The sequence below is a fragment of the Amycolatopsis vastitatis genome (genome assembly GCF_002234595.1).
Classification (GTDB): domain Bacteria; phylum Actinomycetota; class Actinomycetes; order Mycobacteriales; family Pseudonocardiaceae; genus Amycolatopsis; species Amycolatopsis vastitatis.
Map to the genome: position 1 here is coordinate 118,168 of NZ_NMUL01000021.1, position 23,938 is coordinate 142,105.

Genomic DNA, 23,938 nt, shown 5'->3' on the forward strand with positions numbered 1-23,938 from the left:
GCGTTGACAAGGCCGAAACGGTGCTGTTCCCTCCCTGCACCTTGCCCCGGCCGGAGGAACGTCCATGCCCCGTACTCCCGCCCCGCCCGACGTCACCGCGGTCACCACTCCGGGACGCGGCCGCCGCGCTCCGCGGCCGCCGGGCGGCGCACCGGAAACCGCACGTGTGGCGCATGCCGGCCCGGCCGGTCGTGCCGGTGCTCGCCGTCGCGGCGCTGGCCTACGTCCTGGTCGAGCAGAGCGCGCTCGACCTGGGCATCACCGCCGGGGTCCTGTGGTGTCGGCGCTGTACTGGTGGGGCCACCTGCGGCGCCGTCCCGAGCGGTGGGTCGTGACCGTCCCGGCGGAGTGACGTCCATTGTGGACTGACCGGCTCGCCGGATTGTCCGGTCCCTGTCCGGGTTCTTGCCGCTAAGATCACCAAACCGCCGGAACCCGCCCGGCGCGGGAAAGGCACGCCACCGGACTGCACCGTTCGGACCAGCGACGTATCCCCGCGCCGGGCCGGTGCTTCCTCATCACGGCGGAACGTGGCTGTGCGGAGGGCCGGATGACGGGTCGGCGGGAGCCGGACATCGATCTTCGGGTGCTGGGCCCGTTCGAAGCCGAAGCCGGAGGCGTCCTGCTCGATCCGGGCGGCCCCCGGCTGCGGGCCGTGCTGGCACTGCTCACGGCCTACGCCGGACGACCCGTCAGCGTGCCGGTCTTCGTGGCCGAGCTCTGGGGCCCCGAGGCGCCGCCGGACGCCGAACGGACGGTCCGCACGTACGTCTCGCGGCTGCGCCGGGCACTGGCGCCGATGGCCGGGCTGATCGGCACGCGGGCACCGGGATACGTGCTGCTCGCCCCGGAGAGCGTGGACGCGGTGCGGTTCCGGCGGCTGGCCCGTGACGGGCACACGGCGTTGGCGGACGGTGCCGCCGAGGTCGGCCGCGAACGGCTGACCTCGGCGCTCGGCCTGTGGCGGGGCACGGCCTACGCCGAGTTCGACGGGATCGCCGCCCTGGAAGCGGAACGGACCCGGCTGGCGCGCGTCCGCCTCGACGCCGTGCAGGACCGCGTCGACGCCGACCTGCTCGCCGGGCTCGGCGGAGAGCTCGTCGCCGAGCTGACGGACCTGACCGCGGCCCACTCCGCGCACGAGCGGCTGTGGGGGCAGCTGATGACGGCGCTGTACCGCGCGGGCCGCCAGGCGGACGCGCTGGAGACGTTCCGGCGAGCCCGGTACGAGCTCGTCGAGCACGCCGGAGTGGAGCCCTCCCCCGCGTTGACGGACATCCAGCGCCGCATCCTCGCGCACGATCCCCGGCTGCTTGCCGCACAGACTGCCGCACCCGGTCCCGGGCGGGCGGCCGTGCCGGCACGGCCGGCGCAGCTGCCGCCCGTCGTGCCGCAGTTCACCGGGCGCCAAGCCGAACTCGCCGCCCTCGACGCCGCCGCGGAGCAAGCGGGCACGGCCGCCGTCCTCGCGGTGTGCGGCACGGCGGGGGTCGGCAAGACGGCGCTGGTGGTGCACTGGGCGCACCGCGCCGCCGCCCGGTTCCCCGACGGGCAGCTCTACGTCAACCTGCAGGGCTTCGACCCCGGCGGCGTGCTGCCGGCCGAGGAGGCCCTGCGCGGGTTCCTGACCGCGTTCGGCGTGCCCGCCGAGCACCAGCCCGGCACCCTGCAGACCCAGGTGGCGCTGTACCGCAGCCTGACCGCGGATAAACGCGTGCTCGTGGTGCTCGACAACGCACGCGACGCCGCGCACGTCCGCCCGCTGCTGCCCGGCGGGCCGGGCAGCACGGTGGCGATCACCAGCCGGGACGACCTCGCCGGGCTGGTGGCCCGGGACGGCGCCCGCCGGATCGGCCTGGACGTGCTGGGCCCCGGCGAGGCGGTCGAGCTACTCCGGCAGCTCGTCGGCGACCGGGTCGCCGGACCGGCGGAGCTCGAGGACCTGGCCGCGCACTGCGCCCGGCTGCCGCTGGCGCTGCGGGTCGCGGCCGAACTCGTCGTCCGGCGCGGCCGGGTGGGTCTCGAGGACCTCGCCGACGAGCGGCGCCGGCTGGACCAGCTGGAGGCAGGCGCCGATTCCGCCACCGCCGTGCGGGCGGTGTTCTCCTGGTCCGAACGCCACCTGCCGCCCGCGGCGAACCGCCTGTTCTGGTTGCTGGGCCTGCATCCCGGCCAGGACGCCGGCACCGAGGCCGTCGCCGCGCTCGCCGGTACCGACGCCCACGGTGGCCGGCTGCTGCTCGACGTGCTGCGGGGCGCCCATCTCGTCGAAGCTTCGGGCACGGACCGCTGGACGATGCACGACCTGCTGCGGGCCTTCGCCCGGGAACGCGCCCACCAGCGGCTCACCGAGGCCGACCGGCGAAGCGCGCTGAAGAACCTCTACGAGTTCTACCTGTCGGCCGCGCTGGCCGCGATGGACGTCGTGTTCCCGGAGACCGTGCGGTGGCGCCGCGACGACGCCGAGCCGGGCAAGCCGTCGCCCGCGTCGGCGGTCGCCGCGAAGGCGTGGCTGGACACCGAACGGCTGACCCTGGTCGCGATCACGCGCACCGCGGACGGTGAGCTGGCCGGCTACGCCGTCAAGCTGGCGCGGGCGATCGAGGGGTACCTGAGCGTCGGTTACCACAACGCCGACGCGTTTTCCGTCCACCGGCGCGCCTTGTCCGCGGCCGAGCGGCTCGGCGACCCGGCCGGGCAGGCACGCGGGCTGCTGGAACTCGGGCGGTCGCACGCTCGCTCCGGCGCCTACGGGGACGCCGACGAGCACTACCGGCGGGCCCTGGAGCTGTTCCGGCAGCTCGGCGACCGCGGCGGGGAGGCGCGGACCCTGACCGCGCTGGGCCACAACGAGGGCCGGGTCCGCCGCTACCACGACGCGCTCGCGAGCTACGGCCGGGCGCTGGCCCTCAGCCGGGAGGTGGGCGATCGCGTCCAGGAAGCCGTCGCGCTGGCCAGTATCGGCCAGGTGCAGCACGGCATGGGCCGGCACGAGGAGGCCGTGTCGTGCTACCGGCAGGCCGCCGAGATCTACGCCGAGACCGGCCAACGGGTCGGGCAGGGCCGGATCCTCAACGACCTCGGCAACGCCCTGCAGAGCTACGGGCAGCTGCGGGAAGCGTACGACCACCACGAGCGCGCCCTGCGGATCCTGCACGACATCGGCGACCGCGCCGCCGAATCGATCGCGCGCACCGACCTCGGCCGGATTCTTTCGCGCTGGGGCCGCCACACCGAGGCCTTCGAGCACCACCGGCAGGCGATCGCCGTGTTCCGCGAGATCGGCGATCCGGTCGGCGAAACGGAGGTCCTCGTCAACCTCGGCATCGCCCACGAGCACACGGGACGGCACCGGGAAGCGGCCGACGCGCACCAGCAGGCCCAGACCCTGGCCGCGAAGCTCGGGGACCGCCGGTTCGAATGCGCCGCCCTCAACGGGCTGGGCCGGGCGGCCTGCGCGTCCGGCCGGAGCGCCGAAGCCCTCTCGCACCACGAACAGGCCCTGACCCACGCCCGGGCGATGGAGGACCGCGAACTGGAAGCCCGGTCATTGGACGGGCTGGCCGCCGTCCACGCCCGGACCGGCGCGGTCACCGAGGCCCACCGGCTCTGGGCGGCGGCCCTCGCGATCTACGACGACCTGCGCATGCCGGAGGCCGCCGAGGTCCGGGAGCGGCTCATCGCGGACGGGCCCTGACGCCCTTCCGAAACCCGTCGCGGTACAGCGCGATCGCGACCAGGACCACCACCGCCACCTCGGCCAGGACGCTCAGCAACGCCTGCGGCGCGGGCTGGAAACCCCGCTCGGAAAAGCCGGACAACCCGGTGGTCCGCGACAACACGAACCCCGCGAGGGCCCCCGCCGCCAGTCCCGCCGCTGCGAGCCGCGAGGGCCAGCGCCGCCGCCGTCACGAGCAGGAAGTGTTTCACCCCAAGGGAATTCCTCATGCCAGGGAATACGCCCGCGGGTTACGCTCCCTTCGGCGGAACGAACACCTCCACCACTCCCCCGGCTTCCCGTACCACCAGGTGCGGCAACGGCGGCGGCGTCACCGGGAGCTGGTGGGTCAGGACCACCCCGTCCACGGCGAACGACGTCCGGTGACACGGGCAGTCCAGCCGCCGCGCCGGCGCGTCCAGGTTCAGCCGGCAGCCGAGGTGCGTGCAGGTCGCCGAGACCGCGCGCACCTGCCCGCCGGAGCGGTGCACGAACCCCGCCACCGCCCCGAAGTCGAACGGCAGCACCCCGCCCTCGGGCAGGTCGTGCGCCGCGACGACGGCCCGCCACCGGCCGTTCTCCGGCCGCAGCGTTTCCTCGGGGGATGGTGGCGTCGCGGCCGGCTGGCCCGCCGACGTAACGAGGTACTCGACCCCCGCACCGGCCGCGGCCGCCACCGCGGCGGCCGACGACACCTGGATGAACCGGCGGCGGCTGCCACCGGGCGCGGGCGCCGGCTCGCCGAGCTCCTCGGCGAGCCGGCGGTGCAGCCCGGCGACGAACTCTTCGCTCGCCGCCGCGCCGCCCGGCCGGGCGGCGCGCAGCAGCACCGCGGTCCGCAGCTCGGCTTCGTCGCCGGGGCCCGCCGCGAACGGGCGCGGCCGTCGCCGCCGCAGGAGGTCCTTGACGAACCGGCGGACGCCTCGAGTGCTCACGTCTCCATCCCTTCCGCCAGCTGAGCCGCCTGACGCAGGGCGCGGTGCTGCAACACTTTCGCGTTGCCGACGGTGGTGCCCAGCTCCGCCGCCGCTTCCTTGAGCGAACAGGCCTGCAGGAACCGCAGGCGCAGGATCCGGCCGTAGCGCTCGGGCAGCTGCCCGAGGATGGCCTCGGCGCGGGCCGGCGTGCCCGGGTCCACGGTGCCGGCTTCGACTGTGCCTGCTTCAAAACCGGCGATGTCGCGTTCCTCGTCCAGGGTGGTGATCTCCCGGCCGAGCGTGCGCCGCCAGTGCCCGGCCAGCACGGTCCGCGCGGTGGCCAGCAGGTACGCCCGGACCTCGCCCACGCTCGCCGAAACGCGCAACGGCCGCAGCGCGGTCAGGAAGACCTCCGTGGTGAGGTCCTCCGCGTCGGGCCGGTTGCCCACCTTCGAGAACATCAGCCGGTACACGCGGTCGACGTTGTCGCGGTAGACCGCCTCCCAGTCCGGGTAGACGTCCGCGCCGACCGCGTGCAGCCGCGCGCGCGGCGCCGCTTCGTTCTGTTCGCCGTGTTCGGCGCGTTTGCGCCGGAACCGCTGTGCCACCGGCACCGCCCGCCTTCTCCCCGCCGACTCTTCCCGCCACCTGAGAGATACGCATGAGGGTTACGAATCCGGCCGAAAGCAGGCGGACACGGTCCGGAGCCAACCCTCTCACCAGCACCCTTTCCGCCGTGGCTGCCGGTCGGATTCGTAACGATCGGCACAGTCGCCGTAACCGATGACCGTATCGGTGGGCAGACCCTCCGACGACCTGGGAGCGAAATGACCACATCGATGTCGCGGCGGCACCTGCTCGTCACCTCCGGCGCGGCTGCCGCCGTGCTCGCCACCACCGGCCTGCCCGCACCCGCCGCGGCGGCCGTGGCGCCGGCCCGGCCGGGCGGCGCGGACGTCGTCCTCGCCTGGAACCGGGAGCTGCTGGCCATCGTGCGCACGGCCGGCCTGCAGCCCGCGACCGTGCACCCGACGCGGAGCTTCGCGCTGCTGCACGCGGCGATCCACGACGCCGTCGTCGCGACGACCGGCACCGGGCGGCCCTACCTGTTCACCGTCGACGTCCCCGGTCACGCGGCACCGGAAGCGGCGGCGGCGCAGGCGGCCCACGACGCGCTGGCCGCGCTCTACCCAGCCCGGGCGGCCGAGCTCGCGGGCCTGCTGGCCGGGCAGCTGGCCGCGGTGACGCCACCGGCCGCGCGGGCCGCGGGTGTGCGCGCCGGGCAGCTCGTCGCCCGGCTGCTGCTCGGCCTGCGCACCGGCGACGGTTCGGCCGCGACCCCGCCCGTGCTGCCGCCGGGCACCGCGCCCGGGCAGTACCGGCCGACGCCGCCGGCGTTCGCGCCCGCCGCGTTCACCCACTGGGCCGCCGTGACGCCGTTCGTGCTCGACCGCGCCGACCGGTTCCGGCCCGGGCCGTACCCCGCGCTGAACGGCGCGCGGTACGCGAAAGCCCTGCAGGAGGTGGCCGCGACCGGACGCGACACCAGCACCACCCGCACCGCCGATGAAACCGTGCAGGCGCGGTTCTGGGCGGCGCCGATCTGGAACTACTGGAACGAGATCGCGCAGTCGGTCGTCGCCGGTTCACGCGCCAACCTGCTCGTCGCGGCCCGGGTGTTCGCCCGGCTGAACCTGGCTTTCGCCGACGCCGTGATCGCCTTCTACGAAGCGAAGTACCACTACCGGATCTGGCGGCCGGTCACCGCGATCCGGCTCGCCGGCGAGGACGGGAACCCGGCCACCGCCGGCGTCCCGGACTGGTCGAGCCTCGCCACCACCCCGGCCGATCCGGCGTACCCCGGCGCGCACAGCGTCGTCTCGCAGGCGGGCGCGCTGGTCCTGCGCCGGGAGTACGGGCCGCGGTGGCCCGTGGAAGTCCGCTCCGAAGCGCTGCCGGGGGTGGTCCGGCGGTTCCCGTCGTTCCAGCACGCCGCCGACGAAGCGGGTCTCAGCCGCATCGCCGCCGGCGTGCACACCCGGCTCGACCACGAAGCCGGGCGGCAGCTCGGCCTCGACGTGGCCGCGTTCGTCCTCCGGTCTTGACGAGCGCCGGACGAGCCGGCGGCGATCAGCCGTTGCGCACGATCCGCCACCGGTTGGCAGCCGCGCCGCTGTCGGGGCCCTGGACGGCATACGCGCCGGCGGCGGTCGAGCCGTTCTCGATGGTCAGCAGCTTGCCGCTGTTGACGTTGCGGATCTTGACGGTGCCGTCCCCCTGGTCGACGACGGTCCACCGGTGGTCCGCGGTGCCGTTGTCCGACCACTGCAGGACGCGGGCGTTGTCCGCGGTCGACATGTCCAGGACCCCGAGCACCTTGCCGCTGTTGGCGTTGCGGAACCGGACGGCGGTCCCGTCGGTGATCATTTCCCAGTTGTGGTCGGCGGTGCCGTTGTCCGTCCACTGCAGCGCGCGGCCGCCGTCGGCGGTGGACATGTTCTCCACCCCGAGCAGCAGCCCGCTGCCCACGTTGACCAGGTGGCTGGTCGTCGCGCTCGAGCCACTGGTGTTCCAGTAGACCGCGTAGTTGAAGCCCTGCGCGTCGTAGAAGGGCACCAGGTTGACCGCAGCGCCGTTCGCCTTGGCGCTGAAGGTGAGCGCGCTGCTGCTGGTCCGCGTGATCGAGCTCTGGTCGAGGGCCGGCGGCGCGCTGAGGGAGGTGGTGCCGTAGTTGCCCGCCAGGACCACCGGCCCGTAGGCGACCGCGGCGACGTTCGCGTTGTCGTTGGCCGGCCGCAGGGCCACCTTCATCGGCAGCCGGACGGTCACCGTGTCGCCGGAGGCCCAGGACCGGGACAGCGTGGCGTAGCTGCCGGGGGTGGTGGTCACGTTCTGCGCGACGCCGTTGACGCTGACGGTCGCCCCGCTCGTCCAGCCGGGAATGCGCAGGCGCATGGCCCAGGTCCCGCTCGCGTTCCCGGTGACCGTCAACGTGGTGGTGTCACTGGCCGGGTACGACGTGGTCTGGGTGACCGTGATGCCGCGCTGGGTCCAGGTGAGCACCGAAGGCAGGTACAGGTTCACGATCAGCGTCGTGCCGGCGTAGAAGTAGATCGAGTCCGCCAGCTTCGTCTGGGTTTCCAGGCCGGTCCCCTGGCAGCACCAGAACGAGTTGTAGTCGGTGCTCCACGTGCCGCCGCCCCACGCCGGGCCGAGACCACGGCGGCCGCCCGGGTTGAGCGAGCTGAAGTAGGTGACGTGCCCGTGGCTGTCGGCCGGGTTCTGCTGGCCGATCATCTGGTTGAGCAGGGCGCGTTCGTAGTAGTCGGCCAGGTCGGCGCGGTCCGGGTACAGCGTGAACAGTTCCCGGGTCAGCTTGAGCATGTTGTAGGTGTTGCAGCTTTCGCACGTGTCCTGGTTCAGGTACGACGCGATGGCGTTGGGCGCGCGGAAGTGCTCGGCCTGGCTGTTGCCGCCGATGGCGTAGGTGTGCGCGCCGACGGTGATGTTCCACGCGTTGGTCGCGATGTCGCGGTAGCGGGTGGTGCCCGTGGCCTTGTACTCCCGTGCCGCGCCGATCCACTTCGGGACCTGGGTGTTGGCGTGCAACCCGTTGAGCTGGTCCTGGTTCGCCGCCAGCGGGTTGAAGACGGCGGCGTGGTCGAACCGCTGCGCGGCGGTCAGCCACCGCGCGTCGCCGGTGTACTGGTAGAGGTCGGCCAGCACGTCGTTCATGCCGCCGAACTCGGTGTTCAGCACCGACTGCATCTGGCTCGCGCTGAGCCGGGCGGTCCGCCGGTCGACCCACCCCGCGAGGTTCAGCAGCACGTCGCGAGCCTGGGTGCTGTCGAGGTACCGCCAGACGTCGAGCAAACCGGCCATCGTCTTGTGGACGCAGTAGTACGGCACGTTGCCGTTCGACAGGCTCCCGGCTTCGAGGTTGTCGAAGTCCACCTCGGGGAAGCCGGAGAGGTACCCGGCGCCGAATCCGGCGGGGCCGTTGTTGGCCTGGCACTTGGCCAGCTCGGCCACCATGTACGTGGCCTTGTCCCGGGAGGTCGTGTCCCCGGTGGCCGCCCACAGCTGCGCCCATGCCGTCAGGAAATGACCCTGGACGTGGCTGCGGAACGGGAAGTCCGGCGCGTCCCAGCCGCCGTTGGTGGCGGCGCCGTTGGTGGACAGGCGGTGGTTGGCCCGGAAGTTGTACAGCAGCCGGTCGACGTCGACGAACCGCAGGTAGTTCTGCGTCCGGTTCTGGTTGTCCAGCCACCGGCTCGCGGTCAGCCGCACCTGGCCGAGATCGAACGGGAAGGCGGACACCCCGGTGTCCGGGCGCACCGGGCCGGTGGCCGCCCCGGCCTGCTCCCACCCGATGGCGGGCCCCGCGGCGGAGGCGATGGCGGTGACTCCGACGGCTTGCAGCAGCCGTCGCCGGTTGAAACTCATGGACACCGGATCTTCCTTCCCTCGGGCAACACTGCAGGAGGCGAGGTGGAACGTTAGCGCTAACATGCAGACTTGTCGATACGTAAAAACGGGGCCCGGGGACGCGTCGTCCCCGGGCCCGGTGCCGGTCAGGCGAGCGTGCAGGCCGCGCCGTTGAGGCTGAACGCGGAGGGCGCGGCCGGGTCGCCGGTGTGGGTGGCCTGGAAGCCGATGCCGATCGAGCCGCCGGCGGGGATCGCCGCGTTGTAGGCGACATTCTTGGCCGTGACCTGGCCGGAGGACGGCGAGTAGCTCGCGCTCCACCCGGACGTGATCGTCTGGCCGCCGGGCAGGGTGAAGACCAGCGACCACCCGTCGATCGCCGCGGTGCTCGTGTTGGTGATGGTGATTTCCGACGTCAGCCCGGTGTTCCAGGCGCTGACCTTGTCGTGCACCTGGCAGGCTCCCCCCGGGGGCGGCGGCGGGGGCGGCGGCGTGGTGGAACCGAACTGCGAGAAGAACTGCCACACCAGGGCCGGCACCCACGTGCGGGAACCGCTGTCCCCGGTCGCCCCGTCCTGCGGCGCGGCGATGTGCCCCTCGTCGAACGCGGCCCACTCGACCGGATACCCGTCCCGGCAGCCCGAGTAGCTCGTGACGCGGTGCGTCAGGCTGCCCTGCGCCGGCTCCGGCGGGTTCTGGGCCGCGCAGCCGTTGTTCTGCACGAACCTGTCGCGCATCGAGCGCCCGCCGGAGATGTTGAGGACGTTGTCACGGATGCCGTGCACGCCGAGGTACGCGATGGGCTGGGTGCCGCCACTGCACCCGCTGAGCACCCCGCCGGACTGGACCGCGACCGCGCGGAACACGTTCGCCCGCGAGCAGGCGAGCGAGTAGCTCATCGCGGCGCCGTAGCTGAAGCCCAGCGCGAACCGCTGTGTCGTGTCGACGCAGAGCCCGCTTTCGATCTGGTTGAGGATGTTGTCGACCAGGGCGACGTCCTCGCCGCCGGAGTTCGCCCAGCCGTTGTTGAGCCCTTGGGGCGCAACGAAGATCGCCGTGTTGTTCGCCAGGCGCTGGAGACCGTAGTAGGCCCAGGCACCCGTCTGCACGGTCCGCCCGGTGTCGACGTCCACGTCGTTGCCGCCGAGCCAGTGGAACCCGAAGATCAGCCGGTACGGGTGGCTGCCGTCGTAGCCGTCGGGAATCCGCAGGATGTATTCGCGGTTCTTGCCGTTGGCCTGGATGGTGTGCGTGCCGCTCGTCAACGCCGGGGCCTTGCCGCAGCCCGTGCTCGCCGCGGCGGTGCCGGCGTCCGCGGCGCCGGCCGGGACGGCGGCGCCCAGTGCGAGTAGCGCGGCGGCCGCGATCACCGCCAGGATTTTCCTTGCCATCATGCGACTCCTCACGGGGTGGAGAGTTCGAACCGCTGGAGGGTGACCGCGCCACCGAGGGCCTGACTGGCGTAGTTGAAGACGGCGAACCGGTAACCCATGAAGAACTGCCAGGCGTTGTTCAAGGTGAACGCCGGGCCGAACCGGGTGAAGGTGACGCCGTCGGTGCTGTAGGAGAACGTGGCCTGCCGTCCGGCGCCGGGGCGGATGTCCGCGTTGGCGCGCAGCCAGACCTTCGTGCCGCCGAAGGCGGCCGAGGCGGCCTCACCGCCGGTGTTGCTCGTGTTCCAGTTGCCGTCCATGGTGATGTTGTTCTGCAGGACGACCCGGTTGCGGCCGCCGTCGCGCTTGATGCCGATCCAGGCCGAGGAGTCCCGCAGCATGGCGAGGCCGGTGCGGTCGCCGTCGCGCATGGCGGACAGGTCGAGCGTGACCGTCGCTGTCGAGCTGGGTCCCTGGATGCGGTGAGTCAAGGTGTTTCGGGCGGAGTAGAGGTCGTTCGTGACGGTGGCGGTCTGCAGGCGCAGCCCGTTGCCGACGCTGTACTTGCTGGTGTCGGGGTTGTGGTTCCACTCCCACTGCGGCCCGAGCGCCGGGCCGGTGAAGGTGTCCACGCCGATCATCGGCTGCACCGGGTGGGCGGGCAGGTTCGGGAACGGGTAGCTCGCGCCCCAGCCGCCGTTGACCGTCGTGACGCGGGGCCAGCCGTCCGCGGTCCACGTGATCGGCGCGAGCACCGGGACCCGCCCGCCGGGGTAGGCGTCGACGAACGCCATGTAGTACCAGTCACCGTTCTGGGTCTGCACCATCCCGCCCTGGTGCGGCACTCCCCCGCCCGGGATCGGGCTGGGCATGTTCAGCAGCACCTGCTGCATCGTGTACGGGCCGAACGGGTTGCTCGCCTTGAGGATGTACTGCCCGTTCGCGGGGCGGGTCAGGAAGATGTAGTAGAAGCCGTTGCGCTTGTAGAACCGGGAGCCTTCGAGCGTGCCGACGTTCGACGGGGTGCTGAACACCTGCTGCGACCGGACCTCGGTCTTCCCGTCCGGCGACAGCTGCGCGACGCTGATGTTGGTGTTGCCGTAGGAAACGTACATGGTGTCGTTGTCGTCGACCAGCATGCCGGCGTCGTAGTAGCACTTGTTGATCGTCGTCAGCTTCTGCCACGTGCCCGCGACGTCGGTGGCGGTGTAGATGTGCGTGTTGGCGAAGTCGACGCAGCCGCCCCAGTAGAACGTGCTGTTGCTCTTCCGGAAGTTGAGGAACGACGCCCAGATCCCGCGCACGTACCCGCGGCCGCCGTTGAGGTCGTACTTCGCCCCGAAGTCCAGGCGGGGTACCGAATGCCCGGCGTACTCCCAGTTCACCAGGTCGTAGGAGCGCAGGACCGGCGCCCCCGGCGAATAGTGCATGGTGGAGGCCGAGTAGTAGTAGGTGTCGCCGACGCGGATGATGTCGCCGTCCGCGAAGTCCTGCCACACCACCGGATTGCTGTAGGCGGCCGCGGCCCGCGCGGGCACGCCCCGGGCGGGTCCGCCCCCGGCGAGCCCGACGGCGACGGCCGCGACGAGCCCCAAGATCCACGTTCGACGGCGTGCCATGACAGTCCTTTCCCGCGAACCCTCGACTCATGTGAGCGCTAACAATGCGTAGCGCAGCCATGCCGTTAAGTCCAGGGTTAAGCGAGAAAGTTTCCGTCAGCGGGTGATTCCGGTGTGGCCGAGGGAATACCGGCCCGGCTGCGGCCACACGCACAGACCGTGCGGTTCACGGCCGACGGGAATGGTCCGCAACAACGCGCCGTCCTTGGTCGACAGCACGTAGACCACGCCGTTGTAGCGGCCGGACAGCCAGAGCTGCGTGCCGTCGGCGGTGACGTTGCCCATGTCGGGGCTGCCGCCGCCGGGGATGTGCCAGACGGTCACGGGAGCGCCGGTGTAGGCGTCCAGCACGCTGACACTGCCTTCGTGGCGGTTGGTCACGTACAGCTGTTTCGCGTCCCGCGACAGGTAGAGACCGTGCGCGCCCTTCCCGGTCGGGATGAAGCGGAGCACGTGCGTCGCCGCGCCGTCGAGCACCCAGACGCCGTTCGCGTCCGAATCGGCGATGTAGTACACCGACCCGTCCGGCGCGAGCTTGATGTCCTGCGGGCCCATGTGGGTGTTGCGGTGGGGCATGTCGATCATGCGCAGCAGCTTGTGCGAGACGACGTCCACGACCGCGACCCGTCCGGCGAACTCGCAGGTGAACACCGCGGTCCGGCCGTCGGGCGAGAAGTCGGCGTGGTCGATGCCGCCACAGTCGGGCGCGGCGGTTTCGTCGTGCGCCTGCCAGGTGTGCGGGTCGTACCAGACCAGCTTGCGGCGTGCCTCGGCGACCGAGATGGCGTACTTGCCGTCCGGCGAGAAGTACATGTTGTACGGGTCGACCACGGGGATCTTCTGGCCCGGCAGGCCGGTCTTGGGGTCGAACGGCATGACCAGGTTGCCCTGGTCGTCGGTGGCGTAGAGGGTCCGCAGGTCCCAGGACGGCACGACGTGCTGCAGTTCCTTGCCGACCGGGTACTTCGCGACCACCTGGAAGGTGGCCGGGTCGATCACCCAGACGTCGCCGGAGCCGCTGTGCGGCACGTACACCAGCGGTTTGTCCGCGGCCACCGCCGGCGACAGCTGCCCGGCCCCGGCGGCGGCGTCGACGTTGCGGGGGTCGGTGACCGGCGGCATGCCGGGCAGCGGGTTGCCCGCCGGGGCGGGCGGGGTGGCCTCGTGCGGCAGCCCGGTCGTCGGCATTCCGGGCATGTCCGGCATGCCGGCGTGCTCGGACGCGGGCGGCGACGAGCAGCCGGCGAGCAGCAGGACGAGGGCGAACCATCCCCAGCGGGTACGGGTCACTTCAGCAGCTCCGTCGCCGTCACCGCGGTCAGTCCCCGTTCGCTCAGGTCGGTGAAGATCCCGGGCAACGCGGCGACCGTGCCGGCGTGCCCGAGGTGCATGCTGACCACGCTGCCGGCGCGGGCCTGCGCCACCGCCGACCGGATCGCGGCCGGCCCCGGGTCCTTCCAGTCGAGCGAGTCGACGTCGTAGGACAGCACCCGCGCGTAGCCGGCCTTGCCCGCCTCCACCAGCTCCTGCTGGGTCGCGTGCTGCCCCTGTGACTGGCGGAAGAACGTGCCCGGCGTCCCGGTCACCTCGGTGAGCTTGTCCCGGCACCGCTCGATCTCCGCGAGCATCGGCTCCGGCTTGTACCCGGCCAGCGCCGGGTGGCTCCAGGTGTGGTTGCCCAGCTCATGGCCGCCGTCGCGCACCATCCGGGCGGCGTCCGGGTGCTCGGCCAGCCAGGTTCCGACGGCCAGCACGGTGATGTGCGCGCCGTGCTGCCGGATCAGGTCCAGCACCTGCCGGGTGATCCGGGGGTCGCCCGCGCCGTGGAAGGTCAGCGCGATCTCCGGGCGCCCCGAGGTGGCGCGGGCGACCTCGGTGGCCGGTCCCGCCGGCGCGGCCGAGGCCGGCGCGGCCGTCGACGGCGGTGGGCTGCTCGTCGGTGCGGGCGCCGAGGACGTCACGACGTGTGCCGGTCCCGGGCCGGGCGCCGAGCAGGCGGCCAGCGCCGACGCTCCGGCGGCGAGGCCGAAGAAGTGGCGTCTGGTCAACGAAGTGCGCATCAAAGCTCCCGGTCCCTCCGGCGCGCGGGGCGCCGTCCACGGTGGGCACCCTAGAGCCCGCCGGACGCCACGCGTGGCACCCCCCGGCCAGGCGCACTCAGCGTCCTCTCAGCGAGCCTGTGGCAAGGGACCTGGGGAACGCGTGCAGTGGCCGTAGCGAACGGCTTCGTGAATTCCCCTGCACAGCACAGAAGAACGCGGGTACGGCCGCCCGGGAAAACCAGGGAGTTCGGGGAAGCCGGGTTCAGCGTTGCTTACGGCCCTGCTTGAGCGACTCGACCACTTCGGCGACGCGGCTTTGCCGGGTCTCCTCTTTCTTGGCACTTTCGATCCACGCGATGTACTCCCGCCGGTAGAATCCCGACAGGCTGTCGAAAAAGGACTTCGCGGCGGCTTCGGGCCGCAGGGCGTCCGCCAGGTCGGCGGGCACCGCGGCGTCCGGGCCGCCGCCCGGCTCCAGGACGACGTGCACGTCGTCGCCGGGACCGATACCGCACGAAGCCCGCAGCGCCTTGTTGACCGGAAAGAACCACGCGCCACTCCTGCTGCCGAGCGAACCTTCGAAATCCGTCCCGTTCAGCGAACCGCGGACGAAGTGCCGTTGCTTCTTCCCCCACGCCGCCGACGGGTCGAACGGGAGCCTGATCCGGACGTGCCCGCGCTGGTCGGCTTCCAGAACGGCGTCGAACTCACGGCGGTCCATCAACCCCTCCTCGGAAAATCGGTTCGGACCCAGCTTGGATCGTGAACAGGACACGGTCAACCCGGCCGCGACAATAGCAGCCTCGAAGAAGAACCGCGTCGTTCACCGGTCAAGAGTTGAGATCGACTAACCGGTCAGAGCTGGGGAGGGGGCCCGAAGATGACGCTGTCGAGTACGCAGTTGAAACAGATCGCACACCGGTGGGTGGACGCGATCAATTCCGGGAACGTGGAAGCGCTGGACGACATCGTCGCGCCGGACGTGGTCGACCATTCCGGCCTGACCGCCGGGCACGGCGAAGGTTGTTACGGGTACAAGCAGCTGGTGCAGCAGCTGCTCGACAGTCTCCCCGGTTATTCCTCGCATGTCGATTCCGTCGAGGTGCAGGGCGATCTGGTGACGATTCGGCAGACCGGCAAGGCGCCGCCCCCCGCGCACTTCTCGGCCATGCTCGCACCGGATGCCGCGGGCGTCGACGCCACCGGCGACATGGAGTTCAAGGTCACCTCGGTCGTCCGGGTCGACGACGAGGGCAAGATCGCCGAACACTGGGCGGCGGAAGGACCGTTCGGGCAGAAGAGCACGCCGGACGACTGGCGTCCGGGTCCCCCGCCGACGGGCTCGCCCGAGGCCAACAAGGTGTTCATGCGGGCCTACGTCCGCAACGTCATCGACGCGATGGCGGCCGAGAACGCCCGGTACTACATGGCGGACAATTTCTACAACCACGACCCCGCCCCCGGCGAGCAGCACGGCGTCGAAGGCGCGATCGCCTTCATCTCCAGCATCTTCACGGCGTTTTCCGAATTCCACACCACGATCGAAGAGCAGCTCGCCGAAGCCGACATCGTCGTCGGCCGCTGGTCGCAGAGTTTCGTGAACACCGGTCCCTATCTCGGTTTCCCGGCGAGCGGCAAGCAGATCCACATCGGTGGAATCACCGTCACGCGCGTGCGTGACGACCGGATCCTCGAGGAATGGGAGGCCCGGGACGCGTTGAGCCTGCTGAACCAGATGGGCATTCCGTCGCCGTTCGGCGCACTCGAAGACGACACCGCGCCGGCGACCACGGACCCGAAGGAGCTCGCCCGCCGGTTCTTCTACGAGGTTTGGGACAGCGGCGACCTGACCGTCGCGGACACGATCTTCGCACCGGACTTCGCCAACAACAGCACCGTCACCGGGCAGCGCCCCGGGGTGGCCGGGGTGAAGCAGCTCGTGCGGGCGTTCCGGACCGGCTTCCCCGACTGTTCCGTGAGCGTGGACCTGCAGACCGGGGAAGGCGACCGGGTCGCGACGCGGTACACGTTCCGGGGCACGCACCGCGGGACGTTCCGGGGTCTGCCTGCCACCGGCAAGCCGGTCGAGGTCAGCGGGATCAGCATCCACTCGGTGGCCGACGGCAAGATCACCGGCCACTGGGGCTTCTTCGACGACGCGAGCCTGCTGTTCCAGCTCGGCCTCGTCCAGTACCCGAACCCAGACCCGAACCCGGACCCGGGACCAGGACCGGGACCGGGACCGGGCCCCTGGGGCACGGCGGGGACCGCCGGCCGATGACCGCGCACACGTCCGTCCGCACCCCGGCCGACGTGGTCCGCAGCCTGATCGACACCGTCTACCGGAGCCGGGACGCGGGTCCGCTCGCCGGGCTGGTGGATCCCGCCGCGCGCGACGCGCTGCTCGACTGCGCCCGGGTGCTGGCCCTGCTGGCCGGGTTCCCGGACGGGCGGCTGGAAATCGAAGACGCGGTGCACGAGACCGATTCCGTGGTGCTCAGGCTCACGCTGCGCGGCACCCAGACCGGCCCGACCGCCGGGCACGGGCCGACGGGCCGGCTGCTGGCCCTGCCGGTGTTCGGCAGCTACCGGGTGGCGAACGCCCGGATCGTCGACGCGTGGCAGGCGTGGGACACCGGGGAGGTCGGCGGCCCGCCGGTGCTCACCGCCGGTGAACCGCTGGTCGACCTGGACGAGCTCCAGGGCAACGTGTTCCCTGGGTTCAACAAGGCCCGGCTGGCCTTGGTGCAGTTCACGATCACCGACGCCGCGGCCGCACGCCGAGCGCTCGCCGCGCTCGCCGACCAGGTCGCGACGGCGGCGGAGGTACTGCCCTTCAACCGGTTGTTCTCGGCGCTGCGTTCGCGGCGAGGCGCCGAGCCGGTGTCGTCGACCTGGTGCAACGTCGCGTTGTCGTACCCCGCGTTGCGCGCGCTGGCCACCGGCGCCGAGCAGTTCGCCGACGCGGCCTTCCGCGCGGGTATGCGGCCCCGGATGGCCGAGGCCGGCGTCGACCTGGCGTCCTGGGACGACGGCGCCGGCGCGGACGTGCTGCTCCTCGTCGCCTCCGACGACGACGACAAGCTGCGCGCCCAGGTGGCCGAGGTGGCCGGCCTGCTCGATCCCGGGCTCCGGCCGGTCGCCGAGGAGTACGGAGCGAGGCTGGCCGGCCAAGAGCCGTTCGGATTCCAGGACGGGATCTCCCAACCCGGTCTGCGCGGCCGCAGGTCCGACGTCCCGTGGGAACCGATGACACCCCGGCAGAACCCGGTGCGCCCGGACGAGGGCAAGCCCGGACAGGCACTGGTGTGGCCGGGCGAGTTCGTGTTCGGCTACCCGGCGCAGCCCGCGGGCTCCACGGGCACACCGGTGGAGCGGACCGGCGCGCCCGGCTGGGCGCGCAACGGGTCCTTCCTGGTGTACGGCCGGTTCCGGCAGGACCCGGCCGAGTTCCGCCGGTTCACCGGCGCCACCGCGGAACGGCTGGCCGCCACCGAGCCGGCCCTCGCCGGCCTGACCGGGGAGCGGCTCGCCGCTCTGCTGGTCGGCCGGTGGCGCAGTGGCGCACCGACGATCCGGGCGCCGTGGGCGGACGACCCCGTGATGGCCGCCGACCGCTGCGCCGACAACGACTTCGCCTACCGGTCACCGCGGCAACCGCTCGGCGACGCCGCGCCGGGGCGGTGCGGCGGAGGCGGCTTCCCGCCCGCACCGGCCGACCCCGGCGGGCTGGCCTGCCCGTACGCGGCACACATCCGGAAGAGCTACCCCCGGGACGACATCGCTCCGGCCGAAGTGCAGCGGCACCGGATGCTGCGCAGGGGCATCCCCTATACGTCCTCTGTGGACGATCAGGACCGGGGCCTGCTCTTCCTGAGCTACCAGACCTCGATCGAGCAGCAGTTCGAGTTCGTCCTGAAGCAGTGGCTGGCGAACCCGAAGTTCCGCGCACCGGACGAGGGAGAGGACCTGATCGTCGCCCCGGCGTTCTTCGGCAGGCACGTGTTCGGCCTGCGGGTCCCCTCCGGTGATGGTGTCCGCACCATTCCCCTGGAGCCGGAACGACCATGGACCGCGTTGACCGGGGGCGGCTACTTCTTCGCGCCGTCGATCAGCACGTTACGGCACCTCGGCGGGCAATGAGCCGGGATCGAGAACGCGGAAGGGCGAGATGACGCAGTCAGCCGACCAGAGCACGGAAGCCACCCGGACCGATCCGGTGATCCAGCAGACCTTCCGGACGCTGGTGAGCACGCCGGCCTTCTTCGCCTTGGCACACTTCGACTACGGCGTCGGGGCATCGTTCCCACCGGCGAAGGGAGCCGGCCCCGTCGCCTTCCGGGTGGTGCGGGGGACACTCGAGTTCACCGCCGAGGGCGTGGTCACCAAGACCCCGGCGGGAAGCCGGACCGCGCAGGACATCCCCGCCGGACAGACGTTCACGGTGACGGCGGACGACCAGCTCGTGGTGCCCGGCGACGTCGTGCACAGCGCCCGCACGGCAGGTGACGGCCCGGCCCGCATCCTCGGGCTGGCGCTGTTCGCCGGCGAGCCGGCCCAGCAGTTCCCGCCGGGCATCACCTTCGAGCCGCTGACCCTTGGTCCGGTCACCGCACTGCCTGCCGCCCCGGCCACGGCGTCGGTGCGCAGGTTCACCCTCGCCGCCGGGCGGCACCGGACGTCCGAGGACGCCGGCGGCCCCCGCATCCTGCACGTCGAGTCCGGCACGCTGACCGCGAAGCTGCGGTCGGGGACGGGAACCGTCACCCGCGCGGCGGACCCGCTCGGCCGGTCCGATCCTCTGACCGCCGGGCAGCCGGCCGAGCTGTCCGCCGGGGACGGCGTGCTGCTGCAAGCCGGCGGCGTCGTGGAGGTCGAGGGCGACGGCGCGACCGTGCTCGACGCCGCGGTCGGCGGCCGCTCCGGCCGGCAGGCCGACAACGTGGCACTCGTGCTCGGCTACGCCGACGACGTGTCCGGCGACGCGCCCGGACAGCTGGCGGCCCGCTACTTCGCGGATTCCTACCTCCTGCACGACGCGGTGTGGGGCGAAGAGGTCGGCCTGACCGGTGTCGCGGGGCTCGCGAAGGCCGGATCCACCCGGTTCTCCGGCTGGTCGGCCCGGATCGACGACCAGGCCGCCCAGGACGATCTCGTGGCGACCCGATGGGCACTGACCTTCGTCCACCAGGGCAAGGAGGTCGGCATCCCGGGGATCACGATCACCAGGGTGCGCGAAGGCAAGATGGCCGAAGGGTGGGAGGCGCCCGACGTGAACGAGCTACTCCGGCAGACGGGCGCGGCGAGCGCGCCCGGCGAACTCGACGCCGACGGCGGCGACGACGTCACGGCCACGGCCGGCCGGTTCGTCTACGACCTCTGGAGCGCCGGGGACCTGACGGTCGTCGACACCCTGTTCGCCCCGGACTACACGAACCACACGCCACTGGCCGGGCAGCGGCCGGGACGGGACGGCGTGCGCCAGTTCGTCGCCCGGTGGCGCACCGCGTTCCCCGACGTCAACGTCTCCGTCGACCTGCTCGTCGTGGACCGCGGCCGGGCCGTGGTGCGCTGGACGTCCCGCGGGACGCACCGCGGCGGCCTGCTGGGCATCCCGCCGTCGGGCCGGTACCTCACGCTGTCCGGCATCACGGTGCTGGCCGTCCGGGCAGGCGCCATCGTCGAGTCCTGGCAGCAGTGGGACATCCGGCCGCTGCTCGCCACCGGCAGTCACTGAACGAAGGGGACGGTTGTCATGACCACGGCCGAGAACACGACGGTGCTCCAGTCCTTCGTCAGGACCGTGCTGGACGGCAAGGACCTGCCGGCGGCGGAGAAGTTCCTCAGCCGGAACTTCCTGCACCACGACCGCGCACCGGGCGAGGACACCGGGCAGCAGACCGGGCTCGCCGGCACGCAGAGCTTCCTCGCCAACACGGTGTTCACCGCGTTCTCCCAGTTCGACACCACGTTCGAGGACGTGGTGGCCGAGGGCGACCTGGTCGCGGCACGCTGGCACCAGACGAGCGTGAACACCGGCGCCTGGCTCGGCAGGCCCGCGACCGGCAGCACGGTGGACATCGCGGGCATCTCGATCGTCCGCGTCCGCGACGGGCTGATCGTGGAGGAATGGGAGGCGCGGGACAGCGTCTCGATGCTGCGCCAGCTCGGTGTCGCGCTCCCCAGGCTCACGGTGCTGCCGGGGGCGGCCGCGGCGCCACCACCGGAGTTCACCCCGGCGCCCTTCCGCGCCAACGGCCCCCTCGTGGGCGGGGAGCTCGGCCTGCTGGACCTCAAGTCGCTGGTGGCCAGCCTGTTCGCGAGCGTGTACAACAGCGGCAACGTCGGCCTGTTGCAGCTGCTGCTCGCACCCGGCTACGTGCTGCACGACCCGACCGGCCTGCTGCCGGGCACCAGGAACGGGATCGCCGGGCTGGTCGCGACCTTCCGCAGCGGGATGCCGGACTTCGCCACCACGGTCGATCTGCAGCTGGCACAGGGAGACCGCGTCGTGACGCGGTGGACCGGCCGGGGCACGCACAAGGGCACCCTGTTCGGGATTGCCGCCACCGGTGTCCCGGTCAGCGTGAGCGGCATCAGCGTCGCGCGGGCCCGCGGCACCCAGATCCAGGAGGAATGGCTGCTCTGGGACCAGCTGTCCCTTCTGCAGCAGGTCGCCGGCGGGCCCTTCTGACCCGGCTCCCCCCGGTGTCCGGGTTGACAATAGTTCACATTTACCATAAACATTAGGTATGCCGAGGCCCGTCGCCACCGAAGACGTCTTCCGCGCGGTGGCCGACCCCACCCGCCGTGCGGCGCTGGAAGTGCTCAGCCGGCGGCGGGACCTGCCGGTCGGTGAGCTCGCCGGTGAGCTCGGGGTCGGGCTGCCGATGCTGTCCCGCCACCTGGCGGTGCTGCGGGCCGCCGGCCTCGTCACCGAGCAGCGCTCGGGACGGCAGCGGCTGTACCGGCTGCGCCCGGAGCCGCTGCGGGAGCTCTACGACTGGGCGGCGCTCTTCGGCGAGTTCTGGACCGAGCGGATCGGCAGCCTGCGCGCGTACCTCGACCGCCAGGCAGGCAACGAAACGGATGGAAGATGACCACCTCGCAAGACATCACCGTGGACGTCGAACTGCCCTACCCGCCCGCCCGGGTGTGGCTGGCGCTGACCGACGCCGACGCGCTGGCCGACTGGCTGATGCCGGTCGACGGGTTCGCCCCGGAGGTGGGGCGGGAGTTCACCCTGCGCGCCAAGCCGATGCCCGGCTGGGACGGCGTCGTGCACTGCGAAGTGACCGAGGTCGACGAACCGCGCACCCTCGCCTACACCTGGCGCGGCAGCCGGATGCGCACCACCACGACGGTCACGTGGACCCTGGCCGCGGCCGACGGCGGGCACACGCGCCTTCGCCTGGCCCACCAGGGTTTCACCGGGCTGGGCGGCGCGGTACTGGCGCTCATGCACCGCGGCGGGTGGAAGAAGATCGCGCACACCCGGCTGGCCGGCCACCTCGCCCGCACCACCTCGAAGGACAACACCTGAGCTCGTACCCGAGAAGGTGGTCACCGGCGGGAACCCCGCCGGTGACCACCCGACCCCTCGCCAGGTGCCGCCGCGACGCTCAGTTCTGTTCGTAGGCCTGCTTGAGCAGGCCGACCAGTTCGTCGTCGACCTCGTCGGCCCTCGTCACGCCGGCCTTGTGCGTGGACTGCCCCGGCGCCGACGCCGCTGCCAGCCGCTTCGACTTCGGCGCGTCGGTGAACCGGAGTCCGAGGTCGACCCGGGTCGCCGTGGTCGGCTGGATCGCGGCGAACTGCCGTCGCCGGTTCACCGCGACGAAGTTCGCCCGCACTTCGACCTCGACGTCGTCGCCCAGCGACTTGGCCTCCTTCAGGAGTGACTCGTAGATCGGTTTGAGCGCCTGCTTCTTGCCGGCGTACTGGGCGGTGAGGTGATCGTCCGCCGTCGGCTCGGACCAGCCCGCCTTCTTGGCCGCCGCGATCGCGACGGCTTCCTGCTGCGGCTTGGTGAAGCTGTGTTCCGACTTCAGCCATGCCCGAACCGAGCGCTGGTCGAGCGCGTCGAGTCCGGCTTTTTCGACCTCGGCCACCCATTCGTCGGCCGACTTGCCGGTCTTCGCGGGCAGGGAGGCGGCGACGCGCTCGAGCATCTCGTTCCCGGACAATGCCATTCGTGGATCCTTTCGTCAGTGGGTGATCATCGGACGCCTCTCAGCCCCAGGAAGACGCGGGATCGAATTCGGGAGCCTTGACGCGGCTCGCGATGATCGCGGCGATCACCATCACCGCGGCGCCGACGATCATCGCCACGTTGAGGCCACTGGTGAAGCTCTGGTCGATCGCCGTCTTGATCTGGGCGTCGACTTCGGATGAGATGCCTCCGACGTGCGGCAGGACACCTTGCGCGGCCACGGAAGCCTGGGCGACCGCGGCGTCGGCCGCGCTTTGCGTGACTCCGGCGGTCGCGAGCCTGCCGGGCAGATCGTCCCGCACGTGCACACCGATGATCGAGCCGAGGATCGCGGTGCCGAGCACCGCACCGAGCATCAGCCCGGTCTGCTGCAACCCGGAGGCGACCCCGGCGAGGTTCTGCGGGCTGTGGCCGAGGATCGCCTCGACGGCGACCGGGATGATCGCCCCGATCCCGATGCCCATCAGGCCCAGCGCCGGGCCGAGCAGCCAGTACGACGAGTCCGCCCGGAGCATGACGATGCCCACCGAGCCGAGCGCGACGAGGAACGCGCCGAGCATCATCGGCACGTGCGGGCCCTGCTGCTTGCCCAGCTTGGTGCCCACCGCCGCGCCGAGCCCGAAAAGGACGGTCTGCGGCAGCAGCAGCACGCCGGTCATCAGCGGCGAACGGTCCTGGACGTGTTCCAGGTACAGGCCGAAGTAGAAGTAGCTGCCGAAGGCGACGAACGCGCCCAGGGCGACGACCACCACCGCGGCGGACAGCGAGACCGAACGGAACAGCCGGAGCGGGAGCACGGCGTTCTCCGAGGCCCGCTGCCGCCACAGGAACAGGGCGAACAGCACCACGGCCGCGGCGAAGTACAGGCCGGCGTCCAGTCCGAAGCCCGACACCGGGATCCGGGTGATCGCCCACACCACCGCGAAGAGCGCGGCCGAAAGCAGGAGCACGCCCGGGATGTCGATCGGGGCCGGCTGCCGCTGCTCGCGGCCCTTGTCCATCAGGACCAGGCCCGCGATCACGACGATCAGGCAGATCGGGACGTTGAGGAAGAAGATCCCCCGCCAGTCCCACAGGCCGACGACGAGCCCGCCGATGAACGGGCCGGCGGCCATCGCCAGCGCGCCGAACCCCGCCCAGATCCCGATGGCGGCCTTCAGCTTGTCGAACGGGAAGACGTTGCGGATGATCGCGAGCGAGTTCGGTGCCAGCACGGCCCCGAAGATGCCCTGCACGACCCGGGCGCCGATCAGCACGCCGACCGAGCCCGCCGTACCGGCGACCACCGAGCTGGCCGCGAACCCGACCATGCCCACCAGGAACGTCGAGCGGTGGCCGAACCGGTCACCGATCTTCCCGGCGGTGATCAGAAAGACGACGACAGCGAACATGTAGCCATTGCTGACCCATTGCAACTGGTTCAGCTGGGTACCGAGGTCGACGGCGATCCGGGGGTTGCCGATCGTCATCACTGTCGTGTCGAGCGCCTCCATCATGGCGCCCAGCGAGACGAGGACCAGCGTGAGCCACGCCCGGCGGGGCACGACGCTCGGCGGCGCGTCCGCGGGCGCCGACGGCCAGCTCTCATTACCGGATTGAGTCACAGCTGTCTCCCGTGCGAGGGAATGG

General features: G+C 71.8%; 20 protein-coding genes. 9 read left to right on the top strand and 11 right to left on the bottom strand.

Translation table 11 applies throughout. The annotated features are described in order from the left end of the window. Positions 1-173: 173 nt before the first annotated feature. Both CF165_RS21045 and CF165_RS21050 read left to right on the top strand, forming a co-directional pair. Entirely contained in the window at positions 174-335 is a 162-nt protein-coding gene (locus tag CF165_RS21045; protein ID WP_240521701.1) for a hypothetical protein, read from the top strand. A 215-nt stretch (positions 336-550) separates the two neighbouring features. Then, complete coding sequence (locus CF165_RS21050; RefSeq protein ID WP_093949239.1) at positions 551-3,697, top strand: AfsR/SARP family transcriptional regulator; 3,147 nt, start codon at positions 551-553, stop codon at positions 3,695-3,697. Here the strand turns inward: CF165_RS21050 and CF165_RS21055 are convergent. The 3 genes from CF165_RS21055 to CF165_RS21065 form a co-directional block, all read right to left on the bottom strand. Next, the gene (locus CF165_RS21055) at positions 3,678-3,839 is read right to left on the bottom strand and encodes a hypothetical protein (protein WP_205660923.1); all 162 of its coding nucleotides are present in this window, start codon (positions 3,837-3,839) and stop codon (positions 3,678-3,680) included. The genes CF165_RS21050 and CF165_RS21055 overlap by 20 nt on opposite strands. A gap of 130 nt (positions 3,840-3,969) precedes the next feature. Then, on the bottom strand, positions 3,970-4,653 hold the full coding sequence (locus CF165_RS53440) for a QcrA and Rieske domain-containing protein (protein WP_093949240.1): 684 nt from the start codon (positions 4,651-4,653) through the stop codon (positions 3,970-3,972). Then, positions 4,650-5,249 (bottom strand): RNA polymerase sigma factor, encoded by a 600-nt coding sequence (locus CF165_RS21065; protein WP_093949241.1) that lies wholly within the window; start codon positions 5,247-5,249, stop codon positions 4,650-4,652. Before CF165_RS21065 ends, CF165_RS53440 begins: the two co-directional genes overlap by 4 nt. Positions 5,250-5,462: 213 nt before the next feature. Between CF165_RS21065 and CF165_RS21070 the strand changes: the two genes are divergently transcribed. Beyond that, complete coding sequence (locus CF165_RS21070; protein WP_093949242.1) at positions 5,463-6,740, top strand: vanadium-dependent haloperoxidase; 1,278 nt, start codon at positions 5,463-5,465, stop codon at positions 6,738-6,740. Between the two features lie 25 nt (positions 6,741-6,765). On the opposite strand, the gene CF165_RS21075 is transcribed toward CF165_RS21070, so the two are convergent. The 6 genes from CF165_RS21075 to CF165_RS21100 all read right to left on the bottom strand — a co-directional run bounded on the left by CF165_RS21075 (position 6,766) and on the right by CF165_RS21100 (position 14,818). Beyond that, positions 6,766-9,081 carry a beta-L-arabinofuranosidase domain-containing protein gene (locus CF165_RS21075; RefSeq protein ID WP_240521723.1) on the bottom strand — a complete coding sequence of 772 codons (2,316 nt, stop codon included), beginning with the start codon at positions 9,079-9,081 and terminating at the stop codon, positions 6,766-6,768. A 128-nt stretch (positions 9,082-9,209) separates the two neighbouring features. Next, the gene (locus CF165_RS21080) at positions 9,210-10,454 is read right to left on the bottom strand and encodes a CE1 family esterase (RefSeq protein WP_439098513.1); all 1,245 of its coding nucleotides are present in this window, start codon (positions 10,452-10,454) and stop codon (positions 9,210-9,212) included. Positions 10,455-10,465: 11 nt separating this feature from the next. Then, complete coding sequence (locus CF165_RS21085; protein WP_240521703.1) at positions 10,466-12,055, bottom strand: glycoside hydrolase family 43 protein; 1,590 nt, start codon at positions 12,053-12,055, stop codon at positions 10,466-10,468. A 96-nt stretch (positions 12,056-12,151) separates the two neighbouring features. Further along, the gene (locus CF165_RS21090; protein ID WP_093949246.1) at positions 12,152-13,345 is read right to left on the bottom strand and encodes a YncE family protein; all 1,194 of its coding nucleotides are present in this window, start codon (positions 13,343-13,345) and stop codon (positions 12,152-12,154) included. Continuing rightward, positions 13,342-14,115, bottom strand: coding sequence for a polysaccharide deacetylase family protein (locus tag CF165_RS21095; RefSeq protein ID WP_093949247.1), 774 nt, complete (start codon positions 14,113-14,115; stop codon positions 13,342-13,344). The genes CF165_RS21090 and CF165_RS21095 overlap by 4 nt, the downstream gene beginning before the upstream one ends. 244 nt (positions 14,116-14,359) lie before the next feature. Further along, complete coding sequence (locus tag CF165_RS21100; RefSeq protein ID WP_093949248.1) at positions 14,360-14,818, bottom strand: YdeI/OmpD-associated family protein; 459 nt, start codon at positions 14,816-14,818, stop codon at positions 14,360-14,362. A 180-nt stretch (positions 14,819-14,998) separates the two neighbouring features. Here CF165_RS21100 and CF165_RS21105 point away from each other — a divergent pair, with 180 nt between their 5' ends. Genes CF165_RS21105 through CF165_RS21130 form a run of 6 tightly spaced genes read left to right on the top strand, consistent with a single transcriptional unit; the run spans position 14,999 to position 21,640 of the window. Next, positions 14,999-16,378, top strand: a complete 1,380-nt coding sequence (locus CF165_RS21105; RefSeq protein WP_158226805.1) for an ester cyclase family protein — start codon at positions 14,999-15,001, stop codon at positions 16,376-16,378. Next, positions 16,375-18,240, top strand: a complete 1,866-nt coding sequence (locus CF165_RS21110; RefSeq protein ID WP_093949250.1) for a Dyp-type peroxidase — start codon at positions 16,375-16,377, stop codon at positions 18,238-18,240. The genes CF165_RS21105 and CF165_RS21110 overlap by 4 nt, the downstream gene beginning before the upstream one ends. A 28-nt stretch (positions 18,241-18,268) precedes the next feature. Then, positions 18,269-19,834 carry an ester cyclase gene (locus CF165_RS21115; RefSeq protein ID WP_093949251.1) on the top strand — a complete coding sequence of 522 codons (1,566 nt, stop codon included), beginning with the start codon at positions 18,269-18,271 and terminating at the stop codon, positions 19,832-19,834. An 18-nt stretch (positions 19,835-19,852) separates the two neighbouring features. Continuing rightward, on the top strand, positions 19,853-20,791 hold the full coding sequence (locus CF165_RS21120) for an ester cyclase (RefSeq protein ID WP_093949252.1): 939 nt from the start codon (positions 19,853-19,855) through the stop codon (positions 20,789-20,791). A gap of 58 nt (positions 20,792-20,849) precedes the next feature. Beyond that, positions 20,850-21,197 (top strand): ArsR/SmtB family transcription factor, encoded by a 348-nt coding sequence (locus CF165_RS21125; RefSeq protein ID WP_093949253.1) that lies wholly within the window; start codon positions 20,850-20,852, stop codon positions 21,195-21,197. Next, positions 21,194-21,640 carry an SRPBCC family protein gene (locus CF165_RS21130; RefSeq protein ID WP_093949254.1) on the top strand — a complete coding sequence of 149 codons (447 nt, stop codon included), beginning with the start codon at positions 21,194-21,196 and terminating at the stop codon, positions 21,638-21,640. Before CF165_RS21125 ends, CF165_RS21130 begins: the two co-directional genes overlap by 4 nt. 79 nt (positions 21,641-21,719) lie before the next feature. Here CF165_RS21130 and CF165_RS21135 read toward each other — a convergent pair whose 3' ends face one another. Together CF165_RS21135 and CF165_RS21140 are read right to left on the bottom strand one after the other, a co-directional pair. Further along, positions 21,720-22,289, bottom strand: coding sequence for a DUF5655 domain-containing protein (locus CF165_RS21135; protein WP_093949255.1), 570 nt, complete (start codon positions 22,287-22,289; stop codon positions 21,720-21,722). Between the two features lie 40 nt (positions 22,290-22,329). Continuing rightward, the gene (locus CF165_RS21140; protein WP_143268622.1) at positions 22,330-23,913 is read right to left on the bottom strand and encodes an MFS transporter; all 1,584 of its coding nucleotides are present in this window, start codon (positions 23,911-23,913) and stop codon (positions 22,330-22,332) included. Between the last annotated feature and the right edge of the window lie 25 nt (positions 23,914-23,938).